This is a genomic window from Streptococcus caprae, from assembly GCF_042649745.1.
Lineage (GTDB): Bacteria > Bacillota > Bacilli > Lactobacillales > Streptococcaceae > Streptococcus > Streptococcus caprae.
In genome coordinates this window covers 80719-103650 of the sequence record NZ_JBHRZV010000052.1, presented here as the reverse complement: position 1 = coordinate 103650, position 22932 = coordinate 80719, and the positions used below count along the sequence as shown (strand labels likewise).

The following is a 22932-nucleotide window of genomic DNA, read 5'->3' as shown; positions in this document are numbered from 1 at the left end:
GTACCTATTCATCTAAACAATTATCACTGCTTAATTGCCAATAAGTCCATCCAATTTTTTGGAAAACCATAATGTCTCAAGTCCACTTGTTCTTGATGACTTTCTTCCAGAAGCTTTTGTAATTTTTTATTCCAAAAACTATGGGTTTCTAGGGACATAGATAAGATGAGATGTCTCATTGTTATAAAATAGATAAATAGTGTCTTGTCATCATTCTCTGAACCTGTCATCAATAATTCTTTGTCAGAATGATGAAGAGCCGGTAAAGTGTGGTGTAAGCGACCATATAATCTACCATTGTGTAAGCAAATATTTCTAAGATAACGAAGAGCGTTACACCAAGACAATAAGATTTTAGCTGGAATGTTATCCTCCTTGTCCAAGGGAAGACTAATATAGGCAGCAACCTTATTTCGATGTTCTGGTTGTAGGGCAACAAGGAAGGACGCTATGTTTCCAAATGTCATTAAACGAAAAACGGTCCAAGGTAACACGACACCATATTGATCAATCTGATTCTTGATGGTAGCATCATCTTGTTTTTCCAAAATCAATCGTGACAAATGATATTTTGTTTTCAAAACAATATCCTGCCTCTTAGGATTTTCTTTTCGATATTTAGATTGTTCTGAATAATAGAGAGCATCGTCTTCAAAAATATAAGAAGGTTTATTGTATCCAATCGTCAGAGCATCAGCTGTACTCTTCTTCAAAAAAACTTCGATACGCTCCAGTATCTCTTGAAGAAAATTTCTAAAGTAGCTATCGAATAAGTAAACTCTTTTTGCTTCTATATATTTTCTGTCCACCAACTTTCCATATTGAGAAAAGGATTGAAAATCTGTATCTCGTAAAAAATCAACACAATCCTGTTTATAAAAGTCATCATTCCCATCGTACTCGAAAGACCAGTTAGAGCTTTCTTTCATGTGGACATATAACTGTTCTTCAGTTAAAGCTGGCTCAAGAGAACATTTTAATTGAGTTGGTGCTAATACCGGTCTATAAACTAACTGAGTTTTATCAGTAATATCTAAATCTAATGGTAAGTAGTCCTTAAAATTTGTGAATTCAAGTATGTGATTAGTCATCGAATTTCTCTCCATAATATGAAAAAAGGCCACCTAGTTATACATTGCTGTACCTTCGATGACTTCTAATCTAACTAAATTATACCACAAGATCCCCTACTAAGCAAGAAATAGTTTACTTCTGTATGCGGTAGAATTTTTTAGAATGAGCAATTCTGTATTATTTGAGGAGAACTTGTTACCGAGGTGTAAAGAAAAAACTGAACAATTTCTTGCTCAGCCCTTGACATAGATACCTTTATCCTGTATCATAAATTAGAGACTGAGTAAGAAGGACGAGTTCTTACTCGGTAAGACGGAAAGTGTTGTCGCACTTTTCGTCTCTTTTTATTCGATTAAGTTAGTTAGATTATAACACACAAAGACACACGAAGCAAGCATTTTATGTAAAAAGTATGCGGTAGAATTTTTTAGAATGAGCAATTCTGTATTATTTGAGGAGAACTTGTTACCGAGGTGTAAAGAAAAAACTGAACAATTTCTTGCTCAGCCCTTGACATAGATACCTTTATCCTGTATCATAAATTAGAGACTGAGTAAGAAGGACGAGTTCTTACTCGGTAAGACGGAAAGTGTTGTCGCACTTTTCGTCTCTTTTTATTCGATTAAGTTAGTTAGATTATAACACACAAAGACACACGAAGCAAGCATTTTATGTAAAAAGCAGCACAAAAAGGCCTTTATCACGAAGGTTTTTGTTATATAACTTATTGTTCATCTTATTGTCTACAAATTATGGTGATTCCCATATCTCAGGCGACCAACGGATTGGAGTTGATATTGTTTGTCTAACTTATTCTGCTCTTTTTTGATTTTGCCTGCACTAAAAGACTCCAGATCCATATATTTCTGATAATCTTCACGCCAAGAACCAAAGAATAGCTCTCGTAGTTGGTCTTCATAAGCTAAAACAATCATTTGGCTCATAGTCTCTGCTCCCCAAATAGTCCAATACATGCCACGCTTCTTCATTCTGTAAGTGATCTTGCGATGTTGAGATTCCATAACACCAATGCCTGCATGAGTAAATCCTCTCATTTCAGCTGGTTTAGTGTATTGAAAATTGTTAAGTAGTTTTCTTTTAAAGCGTTCGAACTCCTCCATTTCCTCTTCAGTCAATACCAAGGCTTCTGTCGTATCTAGAACTGTGCGTAATTTACTTTTATCATGTTGTTTAATCGCCTGGAAAGCCTTATCCAATAACTCCTCCGAGTAAGGCTTGAAAAAAACCTTTATATCTCGATTGAGATGGTATTCATCCCAGAAATGCTCGTGTCGCTTGATTTTTAAAGCTTTGGCAATTTCCCTGAAGACATATGGAGTATAGCCATGGCCACCATCAGAATTGGTTATAAGCAGAGTATTATCCGATATTTCATAAGTGTTGTAAAGATAGTCCAATACCTGATCTCTAGCCAAGCGATTATTCAGTCCAACAAATTCTTTCTTATCTTTCAACTCAAATCGATTACTTCCTACTTTATAGCTTCCAGTATGAACAACAAAGTGAGATAAATCATAATTTTTATTATCTGTATCGATATCACGGGCCTTCACCATTACGCCGTCACCTTCAATATAAATAACGTCTACTTTTTGCCTCTCACATTCTGAAAGATCTTCGTAAAACCGATACGTTGCACGTTCCTCAAGTAATTTGTCACAAATCTTAACTGCCTGTACAACAGTTGGTTTTGTAATAATGATATGGTAAGTCATTTGAATTACTTGTGTTACTTTTTCATATGGCATCATCGTAGATAATCTAGCAATCTGATACATGAATTCCCAAGAAAAACGCACGTTCTTTTTCAGCCCCAGTTTTTCATCCACTGGAACAACCCATTTATCTCCCTTTTTCCAACGTCGACGACGAAAGGTAAATTCCCCAAAGGTAAAAGCGACTGTCCGCTCCGTAGAATGGATACATGTGTAACCTCTAGCCTTCATAATGGGAACCATCTCTTCATCATATTTAGTCACAAAATCGTGAAAATCTATAGCATTTTGTGCAAATAACTGTTCTTTAAGCTCTCGTTCATCAATAGTCAACATTACCTTTCCTCCAAATAAAAAATAACGAGAACTATTTTAAAGATTCACGACCAAGTTTTCAAATTTCTTTTGTTTTTGATAACAAAAAAGGCTTATCCCTATAGGATAATACCTTTTAACCTTTTTTCCTCTCTTGCTTCCAATGTTCAAATTTAGGATAGACTGTTTCCAGAAAAGCTAAACCAATAGGCAATGACACAAGACCCCAAAATCCCCAAACAATCCCATCCGCAATGAATGAAAAATCTCCTGAGAAATGGACACCTACGGCAATCAAAAGAATTGGTAAGAACAAGACAGGTACAAATTTTAAAGACAACAGACCCAAAACTAACAAGAAAAACATATTTAACCCGATTGTCTGATAAAAGACATATAGGGCCATAGCAGCAATCAACCACCAGAAAGTCTGAACAAGTTTTTTGATCGAAACGAAAATAATCATCTTATCTCCTTTAACTCTTGAATTAACCCTTTAATTTTCGCTGCATTTTTTCCCATTCTTGGATAATCAATTTCTCCAGGTAATCGGATGCAGATTTAGCACTATGGTAATGAACGAGATCTTCTAGTTTTTCATAACGCACATCATGATGTAACGAGAAGGGAAAACGCCCTTTTTTATTGTAGCTATCAGGTGATTTTTGCGCTGCCTCTTTACGGGGTACCCCACTTCGCCTTTTTGGAGCTTCCTTGTCAAAATTTTCTTTTAATTGGGCAAAACGATTGTCCGTCATGATGCAACCTCTCCTTCCAGTACTGTTAAAATATTTTGATAGACATACTCTATATTATCATAAAACTTCTGATGGTCTTGTTTTTGTTTATCTGTCATATGGTCACGTTGCTCAAAGACACTTTGGTTAATCACTAAACTCTTGGCAACCAGTTCTTTCTTCTGAATAGATCCCAAGTAAGCCTCATCTTCTTGAACCACGTCTAAGAATTGCTTGCAAGTCTCGGTCACATTATTTCCATAATACTCAATCTTATTGCCAATAAGATAAGCTTCAGTCTTAACATAACTTTTCTTTGTAATTACTTCTACGGCTTCACTCTTGATATAATCTACAAATTTTTTTAGAGCTAACCAGGCACGAAAACCATTTGTGGAAGCATCTGTTACCCCCAGGACAATATCAGATACAGCAATAAAATTCGCTGTCACTAGACTTTCATCATTGTGAGTATCAATCAAAATGATATCAAATTGTTCAGCTAATTCATCGTAATGTTCACTAAACCACATAAATAACTGAAGATATTTATTGTTTCGACTAGATAAGTCTAACTGTTCATCTGTCAATCGCTCATCACCACGAATTAAGCTAAGATTATCATTAATACGGCAAATTTCATACTCACCTGTTGTAAAAATATCATAGATGGTCTTTTCACTCGTCACATCAAAAGAGTGGGTCAAGTTACATTCTCTAGCCCCGTCAATCAATAAGACTCGCTTATTTTTAACACGTGATAACCAATCTCCCTCGTTATAGGTATGGCTACTTTTCCCACCTCCACCTTTATCGAGGTTAGTTGTTTGAATCTTCATAGAAGCACTCCTTTTGTGTAATTAGTTATCTAAATTGTTATATAACTTTTTATATCTCTATTTTACAATATACTGATCTTTTTGTCAACAAAAAATACACAAATTGTTGTATAACTTTTTGTGTATTTTTCTTTTATGTTTTAACCAAAAGTTCCTCCGATATTCCCACCAATATAGCTTATCAGCTGAATTTGATGGACTGTTGTATTGAAGTTACCGACAAAGTAACAATTGTCCTCGCCTTCTTTTGTTAGAACGATTAAAAATTGAACCACGTCATCATTCTCAGATGATGTCACTTCTAGTTTGGAAGCTTGATAGCTGTATTGATTTACCAAAATTGCCATTGCCAAGGTTTGGACCATACCATCTTGACTCATAGATAAATGGTTTTCTATGGTTCCTTTGACCTCTGTCAAATGCTTAGCTTCCTTAATGGAATTAATCGCCTCATCAAATGATTTTGCGACTTCTTGTTTTTGTTCCTCACTACCTTCTGTATAGGGATGTTCTAACTTCAATTTGGCTGTTCGATAGTTCCTTTCATCGATAGACTCTGGTTCTACTGTTTGGGAAGAATCAGGATCTGAAGGTTTTGTTTGTTTCGTTTGAGTAGTGTCAACCTTGTTGTTGGTATAGTTTTTATAAATAGCTACTCCTGAAAAGAAAAGCAATAAGCTAACTACGATCACATAAATCATATTTTCTTTCATCCATTCTTTCATTGAGAGGTCCTTTCCTATTTTCCAAGTTTAGGTTCTTTACCGTCTGGATAAGCAAAGGTCGTGATTTCTGCTTTTTGTTGTTCTGGAGTCCAGATACGGTAATTCCAGGTATAAGGTGTCTTGAAGTAATCCCATCCTGATAATGGTGTGTTTTGTTCTACAATCAAGATAGAGCCATCCACAAAGACATGACAGACAATCCCAGTATGACCATAGCCTCCACCGCCATTTTGAGTTGAAAAGATAGCACCCTTCTTAGGCGTTGTTTTGACACCATTTCCAAAGATGGATGCCCAAGCAGCAGCCTGATCTTTTCCATTTCCAGTGACAGATCCCGAATGTCCCCAGAGATGATTTCCTAGGCTAATGGTTAAGTTAACACATTGACCATCAAACAGTGGCCCTTGGCCAGTCACATACCATCCTGTTGCGTTGGCATAGCCCATCCCTAGACTTTTAGGATCAATGATGTACTGTTTTAAGCTCTCTGGAATGTTGTCTGGACTATAACCCCAAGCTGTCGCATCAGCTGGGACCGTTCCTGTTCCATCTATTGCATCACCTGAAGAGGAGCCACTACAATCTTTAGCAGTGCTTGTAAACGTATCTGACGGGCCATCTTCTCCAGGTGAAGGGACCTCCTTGTAAGGTTTGTCACCATGAGCACTGATAGCTTCCTTGTCTAACCACTCATACTTCCTACCAAGTGTGTTATACATGTCAACAAGCTTGGTTTTATAGGTGCCATCAGTAGCCCAGCCACCGTCCGCAATAGCGGAAAGGGTGGATACGCCATCTGTATTATTAATAGCCTTAGTATAAAGGGTTTGGTGAGCCATAAATTCAGCCTTGCCAACAATACCAGCATCGTAACTTGAAAACCAAGCGTAAGCACCACCCGTTCCATCACCAACATTGGCTCCTGGTTTCGTTCCTGATAAGTCAACACTATCCTGACCATAAGTTGCTAAGGTGACTGGAAAATCACTTAATCTTGAGGTTTTAACTCCTCCCATATTGTGAGCTTTCCAAAAAGAGGTTCCATTAGGATTAGAGAAGTTAAACCCATTTTCAATCATCGTCTGTGTGATTGAGGCAGAAGGCAAGAAGCCACCAGCTTTCCAGGAGAGGATATAAGCTTCTTTATGCTCCTTCACAAAGGAATCGATAGAACCGTCACCTGAAGAGACTGAGGATCCAGTTGAAGTTGAAGGAGCTACTTCTGTCGTGCAATCTGCCTGTGAACTGCTAACAGCTCCCAAAATACCAGCTAGTATGGTAACACCAAGGCTAATGAAGAAAACGATTGAGACAAGGGGAACCAGTATTTTTAAGAAAACGGTCTTCTTCACATCATTCCTCTTTCTACCACAGACCTAGAGCGGTTTTGAGAATGGCATAAAAGAGTAAAAAGATAATAAAGCCTATCCCTAATTTCTTCAAGCTCCTTAAAAACTCTTGATCCCGTGCCTTTTGAGCGGCTAATCGCTCTGGATCAGATTCCCCTTCAGAAGCGAAATAATCCCTAATTTCCTGGCTTCTCACTTTTCGGACTGCAATATATTGGTCAATTGCTTGTTTTCGTCGGGCAATCATGCCTAATTTTTGTGGATTCTTGTTTGTCATATTCTTATCCTTCCTACTGAATGCCACCATATCGTTGTACTTCTGGTGTTAGTAATTGTTGGTTAAAGACTAGATTGCCAACTCCTGCTATATTCATAAAGAGTTGACCTTTAGCTAGCCGTGGTAATGTTTCAAGCTCTGATTGGTTCATGGATCCCGCAAGTGCATTGGCAAGTAAAGGAACACTGGTCTCATCTGTCTGTGCAAAGACACGATACTGCATGAGGCCAAAGATACGTTGAACGGCTGTCACATAGAGATCTTTATGATTCCCTATTCCTGATTCAAAGAGAATCCCTCGAAGGGAATTAACAGATAAAACAACACCTGCAAAATTCTCTCCCATCGAATCAATCATATCAGCTAATAACTCAACACTGCTCTCATACTTGGGATTGATCAGAGTTTGAGCTTCACTAATGTTCACAATATAATGTTCCATATCCATCTCGGTTAGATGAGCATTTCCCTTCATCAGTTGCTTACAACGTTTCCCATTATTCACAATATCCGCTGAAACTAAAGATAATACTGAGAAGATTTGGGCATTTAACAAATGCGGTGTTCCTTTAAGTCCTGAGAAGTCAAAGGTCACGACCTGTTCAGAGGAAATATCCTGAAACTCAGTGGTGCCTTCAAAGATTTCCGCATTTGTCGTCAATAACTCATTAAAGGTATTATAGATACGGTTAACTGACTTTATTTCAATCTCATCAGGTTTACTTTGTGCCCTCAGGCTCCGTTTATAGTCATCCGTAAACAAAATGAAATCTGACAAAATCGGATACTCCTCATTCACCAAATCTGTCGCTTTTAGCTTTTCTGGATTCAACTTGGGATTACGGGCCCACAATCCCTCTTCAATGTAAAATTCATTCAACATCTTACCGAAGGTTGTCAAGTCATCCCCTGTCACTTCATTATTGAGTAGCTTGAGAATACTCTTTAGCTTCTGGATATGCAGGTTATAAGATTTCTTCTTATCAATGGCTGTTCCCTCTTCATTTGTAACAGTTGGGAATACCTGGAAAATATTAATGCGGTTGGCTTCACCTGATAAGTCAAGAATTAGACCATGTTGTAGTCTGGTCTGATCAAGGAAGGTCCCGTTGGCATCAAAATTGCGAATATAGTTCCCTTTGGCATAGAGGCCATCGGTATGCTTTAAAAGAAAGGAGCGTTGGCCCATTTTAGGGTTTCCCGAAAGAATCATAAAGGACCTGGTCCGACGTTCATCTCTCTCCAGGAAGTTAAAATTCACAGCTCCCTTAGTCGGTGTCCAGCCCAAGTAGACCCCACGTTGATCTTCTAACTTTGTATGATTAAAGAAATAACCACCCGCTAAATCATGGGCCCTAACTGGAATCCCACGTCTGTGGTTCGGCAGGTCTATTTGATACTGTGCTGGAATAAATGGCGCATGGTACTCAAAGTCCAATTCACCTGAGAGAATCGTAGATTTGAAGTTGGAAGTCTTATCTTTAATATCCTCTACTTTTCTAAAGAGCTCTTCTTTAGTTGAAGCAGAAGAATAGTTCCGAACATACATTCCCAACATGGCAATATTCTTCTTGGTAATCTCTCTATCCAGTTGAGTCAAATCTTTGATTTCATCTATTTCTTGTTGGTTATCAACAATCTTACTATTGCCTGTAATACGTGTGGATTTTTCTTCTATGGAGTCCTTGATTTCTTTCTTCAGTTCTTTATTGTTTGCTCGATAAAGCGATAAGAAAGAACGTGTTCCTGGAATTAACATAAGGTCAGATAACCAAAATCGATCTAAGTCTTCTGACGGGTATTCGTAAAAATGGAGTACCGTATGATAACCGTCCCCACTCATCCAGGAACGGTCATCTTTTTTGAAATCAATGTTTCCTTGTGGCTGAATACGACTGAGAAAAGCTAGCTCATAGCCTTGTGCTTTTAGCTGACGTTGCCTACGTTTAGATAATTCTGGCATGTGTTTCTCCTTATACTTTTTCGTTCATATTGTTGAACTGTTTGATAATTTGTTCCTTCTTGATCCTGGTGATGTCACGTGGGACAAAATCATTATTTCCATAAGATTTAGCCTTTCGAACCAGGTCATCTAACTCGGTTGTCGTTGGTGCAAAGAGCCAAAGAATAAACTCTGTATTATAGATTTCTTGCTGGATATTTTCTTCAACCTGGATTTCATTTCTAATCCAGTTCTCACGATCTAACAACTGCAAGTAGCGACGGGAATCAGGCAATAACGTTGCTTTTTCTTGACGAACCAAGCTCAAATGATGGCGCAAATCCATAATCTGACTATCTGTATTGGTCGGTAATGTCGTCGTTTCAATTTGGATATCTGTATTAAAGTCCGTTAGCCATTTTTCAAAGTTATCAATGGTTCGTCTAATCTCGTTATAGGAAAGGGAACCGAGATCCTTTCCTGGAATCTCCATCAGCTGAAGATAACCATAATCAACTAACTGAATATAGGCTTGACGATTGTCGATAATCGACTTAACATCAAGTAATTCAACACAAGAATTAAGATCGAAGTACTCTTGTTTCTCCTTCTTTTTATCCTGCATGCGACCCAATGGACGTTTTTCTAAAGATTGTGTTTGTGTTTGTTTAATAGCCACTACCGTCTCTCCCCTCTTTGATAATTCAGACTAACATAGCGTTTTCGTCTTCTTCTGAAGAAGAGAAACATGCTGTGCCAATTTTTCTTTCCGCCATTCGTCGGTAAAACCAGATAGAGGCACATCAGCGGTGTTAGAATCACAAAAGCCAATAATTGTGCCCATTGACTCGTCGGGAAAATCCTCGTTCCAACAGATACCGCCGCAACAGCTGAACCGCCTACGAAAACGATATCGGCCATCACTAGTCCTATAATTTTAACTTTGGCGTAGATGTCACGTGGGACACCATACTTTTCACTCATTTTCTATCTCCTTTTTAACTTGATAGTTCTAGTGTAAGAGATAATGACAATTCTTGCATTAAGGGGATAAATCACACAGACTCTCCTTCTAAAACTCATCCTATACACAAAAAGTTATATATCTTTATGAACAAAAAAGAAGCCTCAAAATTGAGACTTCTTTACCATATTGAAAAACTCTTCTTCTGGCAGAATCGTAATCGTCTGACCTTCTGCAATCCTGGATATTGCAGCTTCATATTTCTTAGAACGTTTGTCAGGTTCAAAGAGATTTAATTGTTTATGGCCCGCAATAAGGATATCTGTTTGAGCTGAAACATAGTTCTGAACAATGGCTCCCCTATCTTGAAGAAAAGCAGTGACATCTTGCCTGGTCATTGGTCGTAAACTACCTGTGACAACAACAACTTTTCCAGCAACATCAATCATAGGCCTTACTCGTCACTTTCATCAATTTCAGCACCTCTGATATGCGATTGTCCTTGCATACGTTGAGCAGACTGTTGCATTTGTTGGCCCATGTAGTGCATTTGGTTCATGGAGTGTTGAAAATTTGATTGAGTCTTGGACTCGGAGTGATTGTGTGAGCTTTCTTTGATGTTAGGTTGCTTCATTAAGCTATCTGGTGCACTCTCATACATTTTGTAGCCACCTTTAGGGGGCTTAGTGTCACCTACCCACTCATGCAATGGCATCATCTTTGTGCCCGACTCATCTTCTATTGTTACGGTCTGAATGGGTTCGTTTATTCCTCCAAAGGCTTCTCCTGATGGTTCAGTAGGGACTACGGTAGGATCCGAAATTCCCCCTCCAGATGGTCCAACATCTTCGGACATATCGCTAGGACCATCAAATCCTGTTAAGGCATCGGGATCAAATGGAGAGACGGGCCTTGGTTCTTCAGGAAGACTATGATCCTTCAGGCCTCGATATACCGCATCATGAGCAGCTTGTTCTTTCTGTCCTAAACGATCAGCGACTCCACCTGCAAAGTTTTTGACATTACCAACAGCTTCTTTGCCCATAATATCTGCCAAATCAACCATGTTGCTCACTCCACCTTTGGTGGCACCTGCGACACCTTGGTCTCTCACAGCATTGAAGGCTCCTCGAAGACCTCCACCTGTTACAGCTAGACTATCCCCAAATTTCTTAGTTCCTGCAGCAATGGCTCCTGGAGCTTTACTAGCGACATCCATCCCTAGTTGTCCAGCACCCATGGCTAGACTTCCAACAGCTCCAGCTCCAGTCGCAAAGGCTTGACCAGCCATCATAGCCCCAATGAGTTGTTGAGCGGTATCACTGTGACCTGTAGAAACCCCAAGCCAGCGTTCAATCATGGTCACCCCTTGCATGGCTGCTAAGAAGACGCTGATATAAACAAGTGAAGCCGCAATACACTGTTCCCACATGTTGAGGCCATCAAAGAAGCCACCTGATAGTTTTGTGACAGCTGAAACAGACAAGGTTGGTAAATCCCTTAAGATTTCAAGTGTCACACGCATAATCACGATTTCAAAGAAGATACCTGCCAGCGCTCCTCCCATTGTTCGTAACAGCTCCTTATACTTCTTAGAGTTAGACAGCGAGCTATAGCCTTGTAAGGGAGAGATCATCGCCTGAATGATAATATCAAAAACGGATTTTACCAACTTGATAGCCATAGAAATTAAGAGCACAATCAGAATCACATATTGCATGAACATCCCCATCCAGTTGACTTTGTATCGTAGATAGACGGGTTCAAAAGCATTTAGTTCACCGACGATTTTATGTTCGGTAATAGTTTCAACACCATCTTGATTCGTGTTTAGTTTGTGTAAGAAAAGTCCTTTTATCCCTTCTTGTTTATCGTCCATTTCATCTAACAAATCAGCATTAGAAGCTCCATAAGTTGCCCCAAAATCAATTCGGGTCGCAAAATTGGTCGTATCCCTCTTATCTGGACTGTCCGTAATCTGATTGACAGGTGTAGAGCCTTCTTTAGGTGGTTTAATATACCCTTGATCATCTAGATGAAAGAGTTCTGTTGAGAAATCATTATCAATCAAGACTTTAAGATCCACCACATTGTTCTTCATAGGCTGAATAGCTAATGAGGAATAATGCTTACTTCCCTCTGGAGCCTCGCTAGAAATCGTTTGGATATTCATAGCATCTTGTGCCATAACAGCGGATACGGTCGTCAGAGCAAGTGGTAAAACGGCCGTGACCATGGTTACTAAGAGGAAGTTTGTAATCACCCCCTTATACTTGACTGGCTTGGTAAAGACACCTGTGATAGCCGAGACGACAAGAATCAGACTAAAAAGAGTCGTGCCGATCACCTGAAACCAATAGAAGAACTGGCCTATAACCGTATTGTTATCACCTAAGTAGCCAAAGAGACCAAAGAGCTTGAACATATTGTTAAAGACATGTTCCAAACTAGCTGTAATTGAGTACAAGGCCTTGGCAATGCCTCCTGGGATATAGGCCAAGAAAGAGAGGAAGGCGGGCGTTGGTTCCAAATAGTTACTCCAGTATCTGTAAAAGGAAGCCATTTTCTCCGCATTTTCGCCCGTAATATTCCCGTTGGTTTTCCCATTTATATCTAAAAAACCTTTTTCTAGGTCATTAACCAAATCTGAATATGTATCATATATCAAATGAAGGTACCTACTTTCTGTTATATACCTCCATCATAAGGGATAATCAAAATTCTTGCGTTAAGGGAAAAAATGACAAAAAGACATCAAAAAAGCCTCAAGTTTGAGACTTTTTCACTTATTCAGCTGTTCCTGAAAAATCATAATAGCCAAAGCTACGTGGTTCCCGCCCTAAGTAAAAAATACGAATAGACTTTCCGCCGTCTGATAGAGCAATTTGATACGCACCCTCTGAATCGTCAACCGTTGGATTTTTTTTACGACTGACAATAATCGTGAAATTATCCGTTCCTTTTAGGTGAGGCTCTAATTCCTCAATGACACTTTGAGTTCCTGAAGGAATATCCTCCTCTGGAATAACTAAAAAATATTTCATATCTCCATAACTGTTAGTAATAGAGTTTTCTTTTTTATCAAAAGTTAATGTATCATCACCAGCTCTAAATGGATACCCACCCCCTGAATCTTCAGAATAACCTACATAACTATCCTTCAATTCTTTTTTGATAATATCTTCAGCTGATTTTTGACCACAGGCTGCTAGAAGAATGAGTGCGAACCCTAACGTCACCAGACTAAACCATTTTTTCATTTTCATAACAACCTTCTCCTTGTTTTTTACTTACTCACATTATATCAGAAATAGGATTTTTCGCAACAGATTATATGTTTTATTATATAACTTTTTGTTTATCTTCTTACATCACATCATCCACAAAGAAGAGTTCGTCGTCATCTTCCTCGTCAAATACTTCTACAATGACAGCATAGGTTAAATCAGCTGGAGAAGTGAACTGAGCCTGAGCCAACGGTTTAGATGCTTGCTGTCTCGTTGCTAATTGAGGGACTTCTCCGTTGCTTCTCATACGGTCTGTTAAAGCCTGTCGCCAGTCAATAATCTTATTGAAGGTACTCTGTGCCCCTACCGCTATATCCTGAAGATCCAGCTCTCTATGCTCACTTTCTACTGGAATATCAGCCAAGGTCATAGAGTGATCAAACTCATCCTGAAGGAACATATAGCGATATGGGAAAGCTGTCTTCTCATGGAGGAAGATTGGATCGGTTGTTACCTTACGCCCTGCATTGTCTCGGCCTTTCACACCACGAAGAATAACCGCTTCTCCTTCCTGAAGTTTGGCCAACTGAGTAGGTGTCAATAATTCCTGCTTCGGATTTTCGATAGACACATTTGGGTTAGCTTCATCTAAGATATTGCTAGAACGTCTGCGTCGTGTGATTGTCCGTGTTCCTAAATCCTTACTGAAGCGACTATTGGTCTTATCTGATGTGGATTTCACATAAATCTTAAGCGAGCAGTTATCTTGGATAGTTGCTGCAACGTTCTCTCCGTACTTATCAACCAGTTGTTCCAAGTTTTGAATCCAGAGGTAATAGAGGATGTTCTGGCCAAGACCAATAGAAATCTTGGTATCCATGTGGGGAATGGCTGGAATATTGGTAAACTCATCCAGTATATGAAGAATCCGATTGACACATTTACGACCATTAGACAATGCCAACTCATAGTTAGCGTTAAATAACTGATCAAGAAATAGAGAGACAATGCTATTGTATTCTGTTCTGTTTGGTGGTGTTACCAGGTAAATCACTTTAGGATTGTCTGAATAAATCAAGTCAATATCATCTTCCTGAAGAAGATTATCTTCTTGCTTATTCAGAACTGTAACCTTGATGTGATCCAGTACAGGTTTTCTCGTGTACTCATCAAGCTTGATGACCTTACCACGTTTCTGATAAACTTTTTCAGCTGAGAATTGGAAGGTCTTGTTACGAATAGTTGAATCCCCATTGTTTTCGTGATTAAAGTCAATCGTTACCAGGAATTGATCAGGTAGTTTAGGTTCAATCACATAGGTGAGATAGCCTTCGCCATCGATTAGAGCTGTTGCTTCTTTCACGTGGGTAACTTGTCTAGTTGTCTTACCCCAAACAGATTGACTGGTAATCGTAACCTTAGCTGTCTTATGGGCGTATTCGTTGCGCATAGCGACATTAGAACTGGAGCGGAACTTAACAGACAGCCGACGTGGGAATCCAACTGATTCCAAATCAATAGAGTTTTTAGACGTTAGTTTTGCAATGTTATCTTGCAAGAATAGGTTAATCCCAGACATCATGCTGGAGAAGACGTTTCCTTTGGTCTCTTCTGAAGCAAAGTCAGATGACCTGAAGTTAAGATCAGCCATGTCTCGGAATTTAGAAAACTGTTCCTGGTTGATTTTACGCAAGTTATCAAAGTAAACCGTGATTTTCGATTTTTTCTTCACTTGCTGATCACGGTCTGGATTCTCAACGATTTCCCCAAAGTCATTAACAAAAACTTCTTCAGAACCCAAGTCAGTCAAGAATTTGGCAATGTTACGAACTGTTACAGTATCCCAGGCATCTGTTTCCCCATTCTTAAAAGTTTCATTTGCTCGGTCAATAAGAGCCATAGCAATGGCGTTGAAGAGGGAAATAGACGTATCTTCCCAGTATTTAGCATTGCCATTGCCCATACCTGGTTTCGTTTTACGATAAATGGCTTCTGCCACCGCATTAACCCTTGTCTGTGTCATTTCATAGTAGCCCTTCTTAGCTGCTGCTATTGCAAGTGCTAGTGGGTTATAAGACATGGACCAATCCATATTCTGAAAAGATAGGACATTAACATCATATCCACGTCGGCGCATTGTTTTATAGGATGACTGATAGTGCTCCCCTTTTGGATCAGCAATAACCTTAGAAGGCTGAATTTCTGCACGACTATTAATATCCATAGTTGTTGTGATATGCCCTTCACCCTTACCAGAACGTGTCATACCGACACCAAGCATATTAGTGGCGCTGTCATCAATGTAATAATCCCCTGAAGCTTTCGCATAAATCCCTAAGATTCTTTCAGCATTCGTCATATAGCGACTAAAGGTGCGATTTTGCCAAAGCATTTGAGAAGCCAATGTTAAACCTGTGAGATTTTTTCTCGTCTCATGAAGAACTGGTACACCACCTTCACCTGGATAGGTTTCTGTCTTATTAGGCACCTTCTTGTACTGCTTGTGGATTTCCTTGACTGTCGCAAAGCGATCATCCCCCTCCTCGTTGTTATTGTAATCACGGTACTGCTCAAAGTTAACCCAAGCAGAACGCCAGGCAATCACTAGTCCAATAAGAAAGATAGGTACCGCTAGAATTGGCGCTATCACAAACACCCTAGCGTTAAACAAGTTATGAACAAGTAAGCTATCAAGATTAAAAGCTAGCGCCTGGTTATTATCTACTAGAGACAGGACCGAAAAATAAAGGAAGCGGATGGCTGCTCTTAAAACTGTCACAAGGTAGTTGGTTAGAATAAAGGCTATTCCACTAAACCCTAATCCCATGAATACAAAACTACGATAGTTTTTGAAGTAGAGCAGAGGCTTCATTTCCTTATCAAAACGTTTCCTATCTTGTTTGACAAATGGTAACTTATAGATAATCCGAAAGAGAATATTTCCTAGCAACAGAAATAAAAATGAGGGAATCACAGTAACCAGTCGTTTCATGAATTCCCACAACTGCTTCCCTATATTTTTACCAGCTGACTTCCGGTCGATCTCGTGACAATGTGTCCAGGAATGAGTGAGTTCTTCCCTCTTATTTCTGAGATGCTCTTTAATGATATTCTTATCATCAAAGAAACTTTTCACCAGTTGAAAAAGATGTCTCATTGGTTTTTTTATAAACATTATTACTTGGTAACAAAGATAGCCTATAAAGCTGACTAAAAGAATCGCATTGAAGCCATTGACTTTTGCTAGTTGGATTAGGGTATAGTAAATTATTTCTAACCAACTAAACATACTGTTCACCTCGTCTATCGTCCAAGAAGTGTTTTATCTTTCCTAAATAAAAACTTGAGAAGAGAAAAACCTTAAATTGCAACTGAGGTGAAATCAGTTGATACCGTTCCAAATAGGCATTGATTCCCTGCTCAATTCCCAATTGGACTGTGTATCGACGACAACTTCTCCCCTGCTTCAGATAATTTTCTATCTGAAGAGAATCAGCAATCAAATCATCCAACTGATCGTCTGTTTGTTTTCTTTCCATAAAGAATGTTCCTTTCTTAATGTCATTATGAATATATAACTAGTGTAAGGGATAATCAAAATTCCTGCGTTAAGGGCACAATTTACAGAGATGTGCAAAAAGTTATATACCTTTTTGTATATGATAAAAAGCACCTACAATTTGAGATGCTCCCTATATTTTACGATCTGCATAGTTGTGGTTGTTATCACATTCTTTTCTACTTATCTTTCTGATGTTACTTTATTCTGGTGGTCCGCAAATATCAATCCACCTATCATAAACAGGAAAAATACATAAACAACAACAGGTTTCAATCTTCTTCTCATAACTTATCCATTATATCATGTATCTACTTACAAAAACACACCGACAAAAAATAAAGCATACATGGAAAGTCCTGTATGCCTTACAAACAATTAAAAGGGTTCATCTGCATCCATTGGTTCTAGATAAGCCGACGTTGGTTGAGTTGCTGCCTGAGAAGTATTAAAGTTTCCTTGCTTACGTCTTTGAGCCGCTTCTTTACCTTCTAAGAAAGTAATGCCATTCTGCTGATTTGGAGCAATGTATTGATAGCTGCGACGTTGTCCTTGTTCAGTCGTATAAGGACGCTGAACAATTTCTCCGTTAACTAAAATTGGAGAACCTTTTGATAAGCTTTGTGCCATAACTTCAGCCTGTTTACCATAAACTTGCACGTGGAAGAAACTCGTCAACGGTTTTCCATCATTCCCCTTTAAGCTAGAATCACAGGCAAAATCAAACTTAAAGCTGACATGCCCATTAGCTGTTCTACCAACTGCATCAGAGGGGATATCTGACACTCGCCCTTGTGCAATAAATGCTTGCATGTTATTAACCTCCTTGATAATAAAAGGCCACAAGTGTATAACGTATTCTTCTTGTGGCCTATTTTTGTTACATACGAGCTTTTCAGTTACCTGAATTAGTTTTCTTTACGTTTACGAACGCCTGCCAAACTTAATCCAGAAAGCAGGAATCCACCTAATACTGTAAGAATGCTACTTGCTTCACCAGTTGAAGGAAGACTAGCCTGTTTAACTGGTGTATTTGGAGCTGGTGGAGTTGGTTGTGGTGGAGTTGGTTGTGCTGGCTCTGGAGTGTGAGTTGTGACTTTTGCAGTCATCTCTTTGCCATTCACAATATTTACAAAAGTATTTTCAACGTCACCTGCTGCAATCCGTTCAACTTCAATATAGAAGTCTGCATCAAAGGTTCCTTCAACTCCAAGGGAGCGTAGGAAGGCTTCATCAATACGATAAGCCCACTCACCCTTTTCTTCATCCCAGGTTACCGTCACAATCTTGTTAATAAAATCGCTGTTAGTATCTTGGTCGAATTCAAAGGTAAAGGCATACTTAGAACCAGATTTGATAGTATCACCAGCTTTAACAAGTGTTCCATCTTCAAGCGTTACATCATAGGTTAGTACGAGGTCTTCTTTAGCTGTATATTCAGTTCCTTTGATAATACCTTTCCAATTGCCAGTATAGCGGTCATGTGCAATATCGAGCTTATCTTTACCATCATATTGCCACAACGTATCATGTTTCACTGGAACAGTTACACCATCAAGAAGATAACGAATGTACTCACCAATTTGAACCGTTTGATCATCTAAGATAATGTTATCATCTTTTTGATCCAAAGCGTGTTTTTCTGGTGAGACATCTGGAACTTGAACCGTTACAAGATTTGATTGATAAGCATTTCCAAAGTCAATTTGATAGAAATCATTAGGAACAATAGTGCCTGCATCTGCTGTAAGATAGGCAGGAAGGTCAATAGTAATGTTCTTGCCTGCTTTAACATAGTTTGTATAGAAACTTGCAGGATCTTTAGCTACCCAAAGATAGAACTCACCAACTGGTGATAAACCTGATTGATCCAAAATAGCTTGGAGTTTATCTGAAATTGTTTCACCTGCAAGAACATGATACATCGTAAAGAGGTCATTCAACTTATTGACAGCAGTTGTTTCTTCACTATTGCTATCACCTGTATGGTTAGTTGATACGCCGCCTGCTTCTGTAACATCTGCAATGTCAGTAGAAAGCGTTGTTGTTTCGCCATTATCATCAGTCAAACGGATAACAATACCGTCTTCATTAACGGTAAACATACCATCTTCAACGTCATCTAAGATAGCAAACCCTTTAGAAATAGCATCTGTTGAAGCTGTTACTTCTGTATAAGGGGTGTAATCAGTATTGAGGTGGAAAGCAACGTTTTTATCGAAAGTTGTTGACCCATCAATGTCGTTACCATAAGTATCTGTGATTTCCTTCGTTGGTTGAGGTGCTTCTGGCGTTGGTGTTTTTACTGTATTTGAATAAACGTGATAAAGGTTATCATTAACAAGCACTTTATAAGTGTTATCGTAATAAGCAGCATCATAGGCAGGTGCCCAATCAACTGTTGGCACAACTAATTTTTCGCCTTTATAAGTAGTCTTATAAGTGAATGTTTCTGTTGCAGCATCGTAGCTGACTTCCCAACCATTCGCAACTGCTGCAGCAATATTGTCATCAACATTGTAGTATTCCCCTGCTTCGAGTGGATCAATAATTGTAACGGTATCACCAACATTAAGATTAGCATAGATATTTGAAATATCAAGTGTATCTGTTAAGACATCACCTTTTACAGTAGTCTTACCATCCATATCAAGGCCATCACTATTGGCGCGATCTTTTTCAACCATTGGGCTGTAGTTAAGCTTGTAGTCATGGTAACTTGCTTTAATAGTTTGATTTATGGTGTCAGACAAGCTTGTTAATTCCAAACTTGGTTTTTCTGGGTTAACAGCATTCACCAAATTCGCTTTGACCTCAGGTGGATCAACTGGGTCTGGTGCTTTATTAGTATTGGTAAAGCTGATAACGGCTTGACCATGTGTGTTGTAGATCCAGTTATCATCAATATTCAAGAAACCAACATTAGCAAGAGTATCACCGACAGAAACACCGTGTTCATAGGTTAAGGTTGTTGATCTATTAATGGTATCTGTAAAGGAATTATTACCAGTATGATAAGTACTGTAAATTTCAGTACCACCAAGCGTATAAACGTGGAAGTTAAGGTTTTGATTAACCGCATAGTTTGGTCGATAAGCTGTGTAAGAGTACGTATAGAGCTCAACGCTATCCAAATAGACGGTAATATTACCATTACCTTGAGAATCTACACGGTAGTTAAGCTTACCTGTAAGGGTACCAGTACCAAGTGTGCCATAAGTATCATTCAAACCATCATTCATATCATGAGTGAAGGTGAACGTTCCATCCGCATTGATTGTCCCATTCATAAAGGAATTACCGTATGCTAGATTATCAACATCTTGTGTCTTAACACCTGCAGAGACAGAAACATTTGTCCCATTGTTAAAGGCAGCTAAATCAGCAGCATATTGTGCTAAAAGGGCATCAACAGCTGTTTTTTCACTGTTGGCTTGGACAATGGCCGCATCATTTTGTGCTTGTAAAGCTTCTACTTCAGCAGCAGAATTAACAACTTGACTTGATGTTGTTACCGAAACGCCTTTATTTTTCAATTCGTTAGCGGCTGCTTCAACTGCTGCATTTAACTCATCAGCTTTTGCGACAGTCGCATCATATTTAGCCTTAGCATCAACATAGTCAGCAACAGCCTTTTTATTCTCTGCTAGAGTTTGTTCAGCACTTGTTTTAGCAACTTTATTAGCTTCTGAACTACCATTAGTAGCGGTTGAGGAATCATTTGTCACAGATACAGCAGTTTCTGAACCATAAGTGTCTTTGGCAGTATTAACGTAATCATTATTGGCATCAATCGCAGCTTGTGCTTGAGCATAAGCTGTATTATTAGCTTCTTGTGTCGCAGTTGCTTGTTCTAAGGTTTCTATTTGAAGATTTTGATCATTAGCAATGCCGGCTTTCGTTTCAGTTAGTTCTGCTGTGGTGCTATCTGTACCATAGTCTTTCGTAGCTTCTTTTGTCACATCAACACCAATATTGCTAGCTTCTGTCGCAGCATTTTCAACAGCGCTATTATCAATATCAACTGCTAGAGTACCTTCAGAAGTATTAGCATTTTCAGCATAAGCATTATTCTCATTGGTACTTTCAGGTTGACTAGCTACCAGCTCCGTCTGAACTTCTGTACTAATAGTTGTTGTTTCATCGGCAGAAACTCCTGTCGCACCTGCAAAAGTGATAACAGCGACTCCTAGGGCAATCCCTGAAGCCAAACCTTTTGCCCATTTTTTCTTACGAAAATAACCATGTCCTTGTAATTGTTCTTTCTGATTCATTTGATGTCTCCTTTTTGAATTGATTTTAAACTGTTTGACGTTTTTTAAAGAGGAAGCCTACCAGACCAAGAAGTCCTGTTCCTAGAATACTGAGAAGGCTTGTATTAGTATCACCTGTCATTGGTAAAGTCTTGCTTTCACCAGAAGCCGTTGTGACTGAGATAGTGCCATCACTGTTTGTCTTAGCACCGATGGCATCTGGACTTGTAATCGTTCCGTCAGCTAGTACAACTGAGCCATTTTTAGTGCTAACGATGGTAGCACCTGTATTGGTGTAGATTGGTGCATCACTAGTCACATCTTGTACCACTTGACCTGTCACTTGAGAGGTTGTTCCTACCTGAGAAGCACTAGTATTAGCAGCTGTTTCAGCTGAGATGTTTGGGTTATTGGTTGGAACTGATGTATCAGGGGTCACTGTTGCAGTACCACCATCTGTCGTCGGAACGGTATGGTCTGTTACCACACCACCAGCATCATCCACATTAGGAACCTCTTCACTAGGTTCTGTATTATTTTCTGTTTGGGTACCACTATCATTTGTATGATCCGTTGTCACCCCATTATCATCGGTTACCTCTGTAACGTCTGAAGATGGGCCTGTTGGATCAACAGGGACGGTTGGCTCTGTTGAAGTCCCTGTATCCGATGTATCTGTTGTAACTGCTGGAGTAGAAGGCTCTACTGGATTGACAACTTCTGTTGAAGGTGCTGAAGGTTCCACTGGCGTTACTTCATCGGCTGATACGAAGCCAGCTTGAGCTAATGCGAGTGTTGATAAGGCAAGGGCTGATAACAATTGTTTCTTTTTCATGTTGTTTTATTCCTTTTCTTTATTTGATATAAGCTGATTCTTTCGGTTCTGCCATTACGATATAACCGTACTTAGCAGAATCAGATTTTTTAACAGTAAAACTTAAACGAATACTTGAAGCCTTTTCGCCTTCTTTTACAGATAAGACATAGGTTGGCGTGTATTCTTTCATTTTTAAGTCATAGGTCAGTTGTTCAAGAATAACTGACTGCAAAGTTCCTTCTTTGGGAACAGTATATTTAGCATCTCCATCCGAAAGAAAATCTACCAAATTCTCCTTCTTACCAGAATAATAATTTGGCAAGAAATAGCGACTGAAAACATCTATTTGATGCTCTTCATCAACTAATTTTTGGGTACTTTTCAACTCTTGGTAAAGATAGGTCACTTGTTCTTTTTGCTTGGCTAATTGCATATGCGAGAGTACAGATAAAACCATTCCCCCAATAGCTAAAGCTCCTAGTAGTCCCACAAGCAAATAAATCATCTTTAAAGATTTCTGTTTAGGGGCTTTTACTTCAACCTGTGGAGTGACTCCAGTAGAGTGATGTGGCCGTTGCTTTTGTCGAGGTAACACAGTTGAAATTTGCTCTCCTTCTTCTGGGAAAAGAGGTAAAGCTGACTCCTGAATGCCTAAACTGGCTTTATAAGCTGGATAAACTTGATTGACGAAATACTCCCGCTTTTCTTGGTAGGTATACGATTGGAAGTCTTGACTTGTCATAATAGATTGAATTAACGGTATGAGTAAGTTCTGATACCTACTATCTATAATGAAAGGGCTGGCAAAGACTTCCCCTTCAGATACAGCCTCTTTTCCCTCCAGATGACATATAGCTACTTTTTTCAGCTGGACGTGCCCATAAGCCTCTTGTAAGGCTTGAAACAGTAGTTCTGCCTGATGGAAGGTCACATAAGGCAACGACTCTTCAATCGTGTGCTGGAAATCCATATAAAGTTGATCTAGTCCCTCAATAATACCAAGCAACTCACTATCATCATCTGGAGATTTACCATCTTCCCAAGTTACCTCAAGAAATAGATCATCTGTTACTAAGCATTTATTGCTTTTCTTAAAAGGGATAAATGCCATAACACCA

Annotated in this window: 20 protein-coding genes; all 20 read right to left on the bottom strand. The window is 39.0% G+C overall.

Translation table 11 applies throughout. The features are described 5' to 3' along the window. Window positions 1–23: 23 nt before the first annotated feature. Entirely contained in the window at window positions 24–1091 is a 1068-nt protein-coding gene (locus ACFORF_RS09900) for an Abi family protein (RefSeq protein ID WP_380427783.1), read from the bottom strand. A 726-nt stretch (window positions 1092–1817) separates the two neighbouring features. After that, on the bottom strand, window positions 1818–3146 hold the full coding sequence (locus ACFORF_RS09895) for an ISLre2 family transposase (protein WP_380427781.1): 1329 nt from the start codon (window positions 3144–3146) through the stop codon (window positions 1818–1820). A gap of 115 nt (window positions 3147–3261) precedes the next feature. Then, a complete protein-coding gene (locus tag ACFORF_RS09890; protein WP_380427780.1) occupies window positions 3262–3591 on the bottom strand; it encodes a hypothetical protein in 330 nt (109 codons plus the stop codon). A gap of 22 nt (window positions 3592–3613) precedes the next feature. Next, on the bottom strand, window positions 3614–3883 hold the full coding sequence (locus tag ACFORF_RS09885) for a hypothetical protein (RefSeq protein WP_380427778.1): 270 nt from the start codon (window positions 3881–3883) through the stop codon (window positions 3614–3616). Then, a complete protein-coding gene (locus tag ACFORF_RS09880) occupies window positions 3880–4701 on the bottom strand; it encodes a ParA family protein (RefSeq protein ID WP_380427776.1) in 822 nt (273 codons plus the stop codon). Before ACFORF_RS09880 ends, ACFORF_RS09885 begins: the two co-directional genes overlap by 4 nt. A gap of 140 nt (window positions 4702–4841) precedes the next feature. Beyond that, on the bottom strand, window positions 4842–5426 hold the full coding sequence (locus tag ACFORF_RS09875; RefSeq protein ID WP_380427774.1) for a hypothetical protein: 585 nt from the start codon (window positions 5424–5426) through the stop codon (window positions 4842–4844). Between the two features lie 14 nt (window positions 5427–5440). Next, window positions 5441–6778 carry a CHAP domain-containing protein gene (locus ACFORF_RS09870; protein WP_380427772.1) on the bottom strand — a complete coding sequence of 446 codons (1338 nt, stop codon included), beginning with the start codon at window positions 6776–6778 and terminating at the stop codon, window positions 5441–5443. A gap of 13 nt (window positions 6779–6791) precedes the next feature. Then, window positions 6792–7052: a hypothetical protein gene (locus ACFORF_RS09865; protein ID WP_000182621.1), complete on the bottom strand. Its 261-nt coding sequence runs from the start codon at window positions 7050–7052 to the stop codon at window positions 6792–6794. 13 nt (window positions 7053–7065) lie between these two features. Next, entirely contained in the window at window positions 7066–9015 is a 1950-nt protein-coding gene (locus ACFORF_RS09860; protein ID WP_380427770.1) for a virulence factor, read from the bottom strand. 10 nt (window positions 9016–9025) lie between these two features. Continuing rightward, a complete protein-coding gene (locus ACFORF_RS09855) occupies window positions 9026–9673 on the bottom strand; it encodes a hypothetical protein (protein WP_380427768.1) in 648 nt (215 codons plus the stop codon). Next, on the bottom strand, window positions 9673–9978 hold the full coding sequence (locus ACFORF_RS09850; protein WP_017768584.1) for a hypothetical protein: 306 nt from the start codon (window positions 9976–9978) through the stop codon (window positions 9673–9675). Before ACFORF_RS09850 ends, ACFORF_RS09855 begins: the two co-directional genes overlap by 1 nt. Before the next feature lie 144 nt (window positions 9979–10122). Beyond that, window positions 10123–10407: a BRCT domain-containing protein gene (locus ACFORF_RS09845; protein WP_380427767.1), complete on the bottom strand. Its 285-nt coding sequence runs from the start codon at window positions 10405–10407 to the stop codon at window positions 10123–10125. Between the two features lie 5 nt (window positions 10408–10412). After that, a complete protein-coding gene (locus ACFORF_RS09840; RefSeq protein WP_380427765.1) occupies window positions 10413–12626 on the bottom strand; it encodes a pLS20_p028 family conjugation system transmembrane protein in 2214 nt (737 codons plus the stop codon). Between the two features lie 118 nt (window positions 12627–12744). Then, window positions 12745–13224 carry an LptM family lipoprotein gene (locus ACFORF_RS09835; RefSeq protein ID WP_380427763.1) on the bottom strand — a complete coding sequence of 160 codons (480 nt, stop codon included), beginning with the start codon at window positions 13222–13224 and terminating at the stop codon, window positions 12745–12747. A 100-nt stretch (window positions 13225–13324) separates the two neighbouring features. After that, the gene (locus tag ACFORF_RS09830; protein WP_380427761.1) at window positions 13325–16474 is read right to left on the bottom strand and encodes a VirD4-like conjugal transfer protein, CD1115 family; all 3150 of its coding nucleotides are present in this window, start codon (window positions 16472–16474) and stop codon (window positions 13325–13327) included. Continuing rightward, the gene (locus ACFORF_RS09825; RefSeq protein WP_380427759.1) at window positions 16467–16724 is read right to left on the bottom strand and encodes a hypothetical protein; all 258 of its coding nucleotides are present in this window, start codon (window positions 16722–16724) and stop codon (window positions 16467–16469) included. Before ACFORF_RS09825 ends, ACFORF_RS09830 begins: the two co-directional genes overlap by 8 nt. Before the next feature lie 398 nt (window positions 16725–17122). Beyond that, window positions 17123–17557, bottom strand: coding sequence for a single-stranded DNA-binding protein (locus ACFORF_RS09820; protein ID WP_380427757.1), 435 nt, complete (start codon window positions 17555–17557; stop codon window positions 17123–17125). Between the two features lie 95 nt (window positions 17558–17652). Continuing rightward, window positions 17653–21018: an SspB-related isopeptide-forming adhesin gene (locus ACFORF_RS09815; RefSeq protein WP_380427755.1), complete on the bottom strand. Its 3366-nt coding sequence runs from the start codon at window positions 21016–21018 to the stop codon at window positions 17653–17655. A 25-nt stretch (window positions 21019–21043) separates the two neighbouring features. After that, complete coding sequence (locus tag ACFORF_RS09810; RefSeq protein WP_380427753.1) at window positions 21044–21832, bottom strand: LPXTG cell wall anchor domain-containing protein; 789 nt, start codon at window positions 21830–21832, stop codon at window positions 21044–21046. Between the two features lie 19 nt (window positions 21833–21851). Further along, window positions 21852–22925 carry a hypothetical protein gene (locus ACFORF_RS09805; protein WP_380427751.1) on the bottom strand — a complete coding sequence of 358 codons (1074 nt, stop codon included), beginning with the start codon at window positions 22923–22925 and terminating at the stop codon, window positions 21852–21854. Window positions 22926–22932 lie beyond the last annotated feature (7 nt).

What these genes read in the sequence shown, in the direction of transcription:
- ACFORF_RS09895 (WP_380427781.1), bottom strand. Translation starts at nt 3,146, where the DNA reads ATGTTGACTATTGATGAACGAGAGCTTAAAGAACAGTTATTTGCACAA.
- ACFORF_RS09830 (WP_380427761.1), bottom strand. Translation starts at nt 16,474, where the DNA reads ATGTTTAGTTGGTTAGAAATAATTTACTATACCCTAATCCAACTAGCA.
- ACFORF_RS09890 (WP_380427780.1), bottom strand. Translation starts at nt 3,591, where the DNA reads ATGATTATTTTCGTTTCGATCAAAAAACTTGTTCAGACTTTCTGGTGG.
- ACFORF_RS09860 (WP_380427770.1), bottom strand. Translation starts at nt 9,015, where the DNA reads ATGCCAGAATTATCTAAACGTAGGCAACGTCAGCTAAAAGCACAAGGC.
- ACFORF_RS09810 (WP_380427753.1), bottom strand. Translation starts at nt 21,832, where the DNA reads ATGAAAAAGAAACAATTGTTATCAGCCCTTGCCTTATCAACACTCGCA.
- ACFORF_RS09885 (WP_380427778.1), bottom strand. Translation starts at nt 3,883, where the DNA reads ATGACGGACAATCGTTTTGCCCAATTAAAAGAAAATTTTGACAAGGAA.
- ACFORF_RS09865 (WP_000182621.1), bottom strand. Translation starts at nt 7,052, where the DNA reads ATGACAAACAAGAATCCACAAAAATTAGGCATGATTGCCCGACGAAAA.
- ACFORF_RS09835 (WP_380427763.1), bottom strand. Translation starts at nt 13,224, where the DNA reads ATGAAAATGAAAAAATGGTTTAGTCTGGTGACGTTAGGGTTCGCACTC.
- ACFORF_RS09875 (WP_380427774.1), bottom strand. Translation starts at nt 5,426, where the DNA reads ATGAAAGAATGGATGAAAGAAAATATGATTTATGTGATCGTAGTTAGC.
- ACFORF_RS09825 (WP_380427759.1), bottom strand. Translation starts at nt 16,724, where the DNA reads ATGGAAAGAAAACAAACAGACGATCAGTTGGATGATTTGATTGCTGAT.
- ACFORF_RS09820 (WP_380427757.1), bottom strand. Translation starts at nt 17,557, where the DNA reads ATGCAAGCATTTATTGCACAAGGGCGAGTGTCAGATATCCCCTCTGAT.
- ACFORF_RS09850 (WP_017768584.1), bottom strand. Translation starts at nt 9,978, where the DNA reads ATGAGTGAAAAGTATGGTGTCCCACGTGACATCTACGCCAAAGTTAAA.
- ACFORF_RS09805 (WP_380427751.1), bottom strand. Translation starts at nt 22,925, where the DNA reads ATGGCATTTATCCCTTTTAAGAAAAGCAATAAATGCTTAGTAACAGAT.
- ACFORF_RS09880 (WP_380427776.1), bottom strand. Translation starts at nt 4,701, where the DNA reads ATGAAGATTCAAACAACTAACCTCGATAAAGGTGGAGGTGGGAAAAGT.
- ACFORF_RS09900 (WP_380427783.1), bottom strand. Translation starts at nt 1,091, where the DNA reads ATGACTAATCACATACTTGAATTCACAAATTTTAAGGACTACTTACCA.
- ACFORF_RS09815 (WP_380427755.1), bottom strand. Translation starts at nt 21,018, where the DNA reads ATGAATCAGAAAGAACAATTACAAGGACATGGTTATTTTCGTAAGAAA.
- ACFORF_RS09845 (WP_380427767.1), bottom strand. Translation starts at nt 10,407, where the DNA reads ATGATTGATGTTGCTGGAAAAGTTGTTGTTGTCACAGGTAGTTTACGA.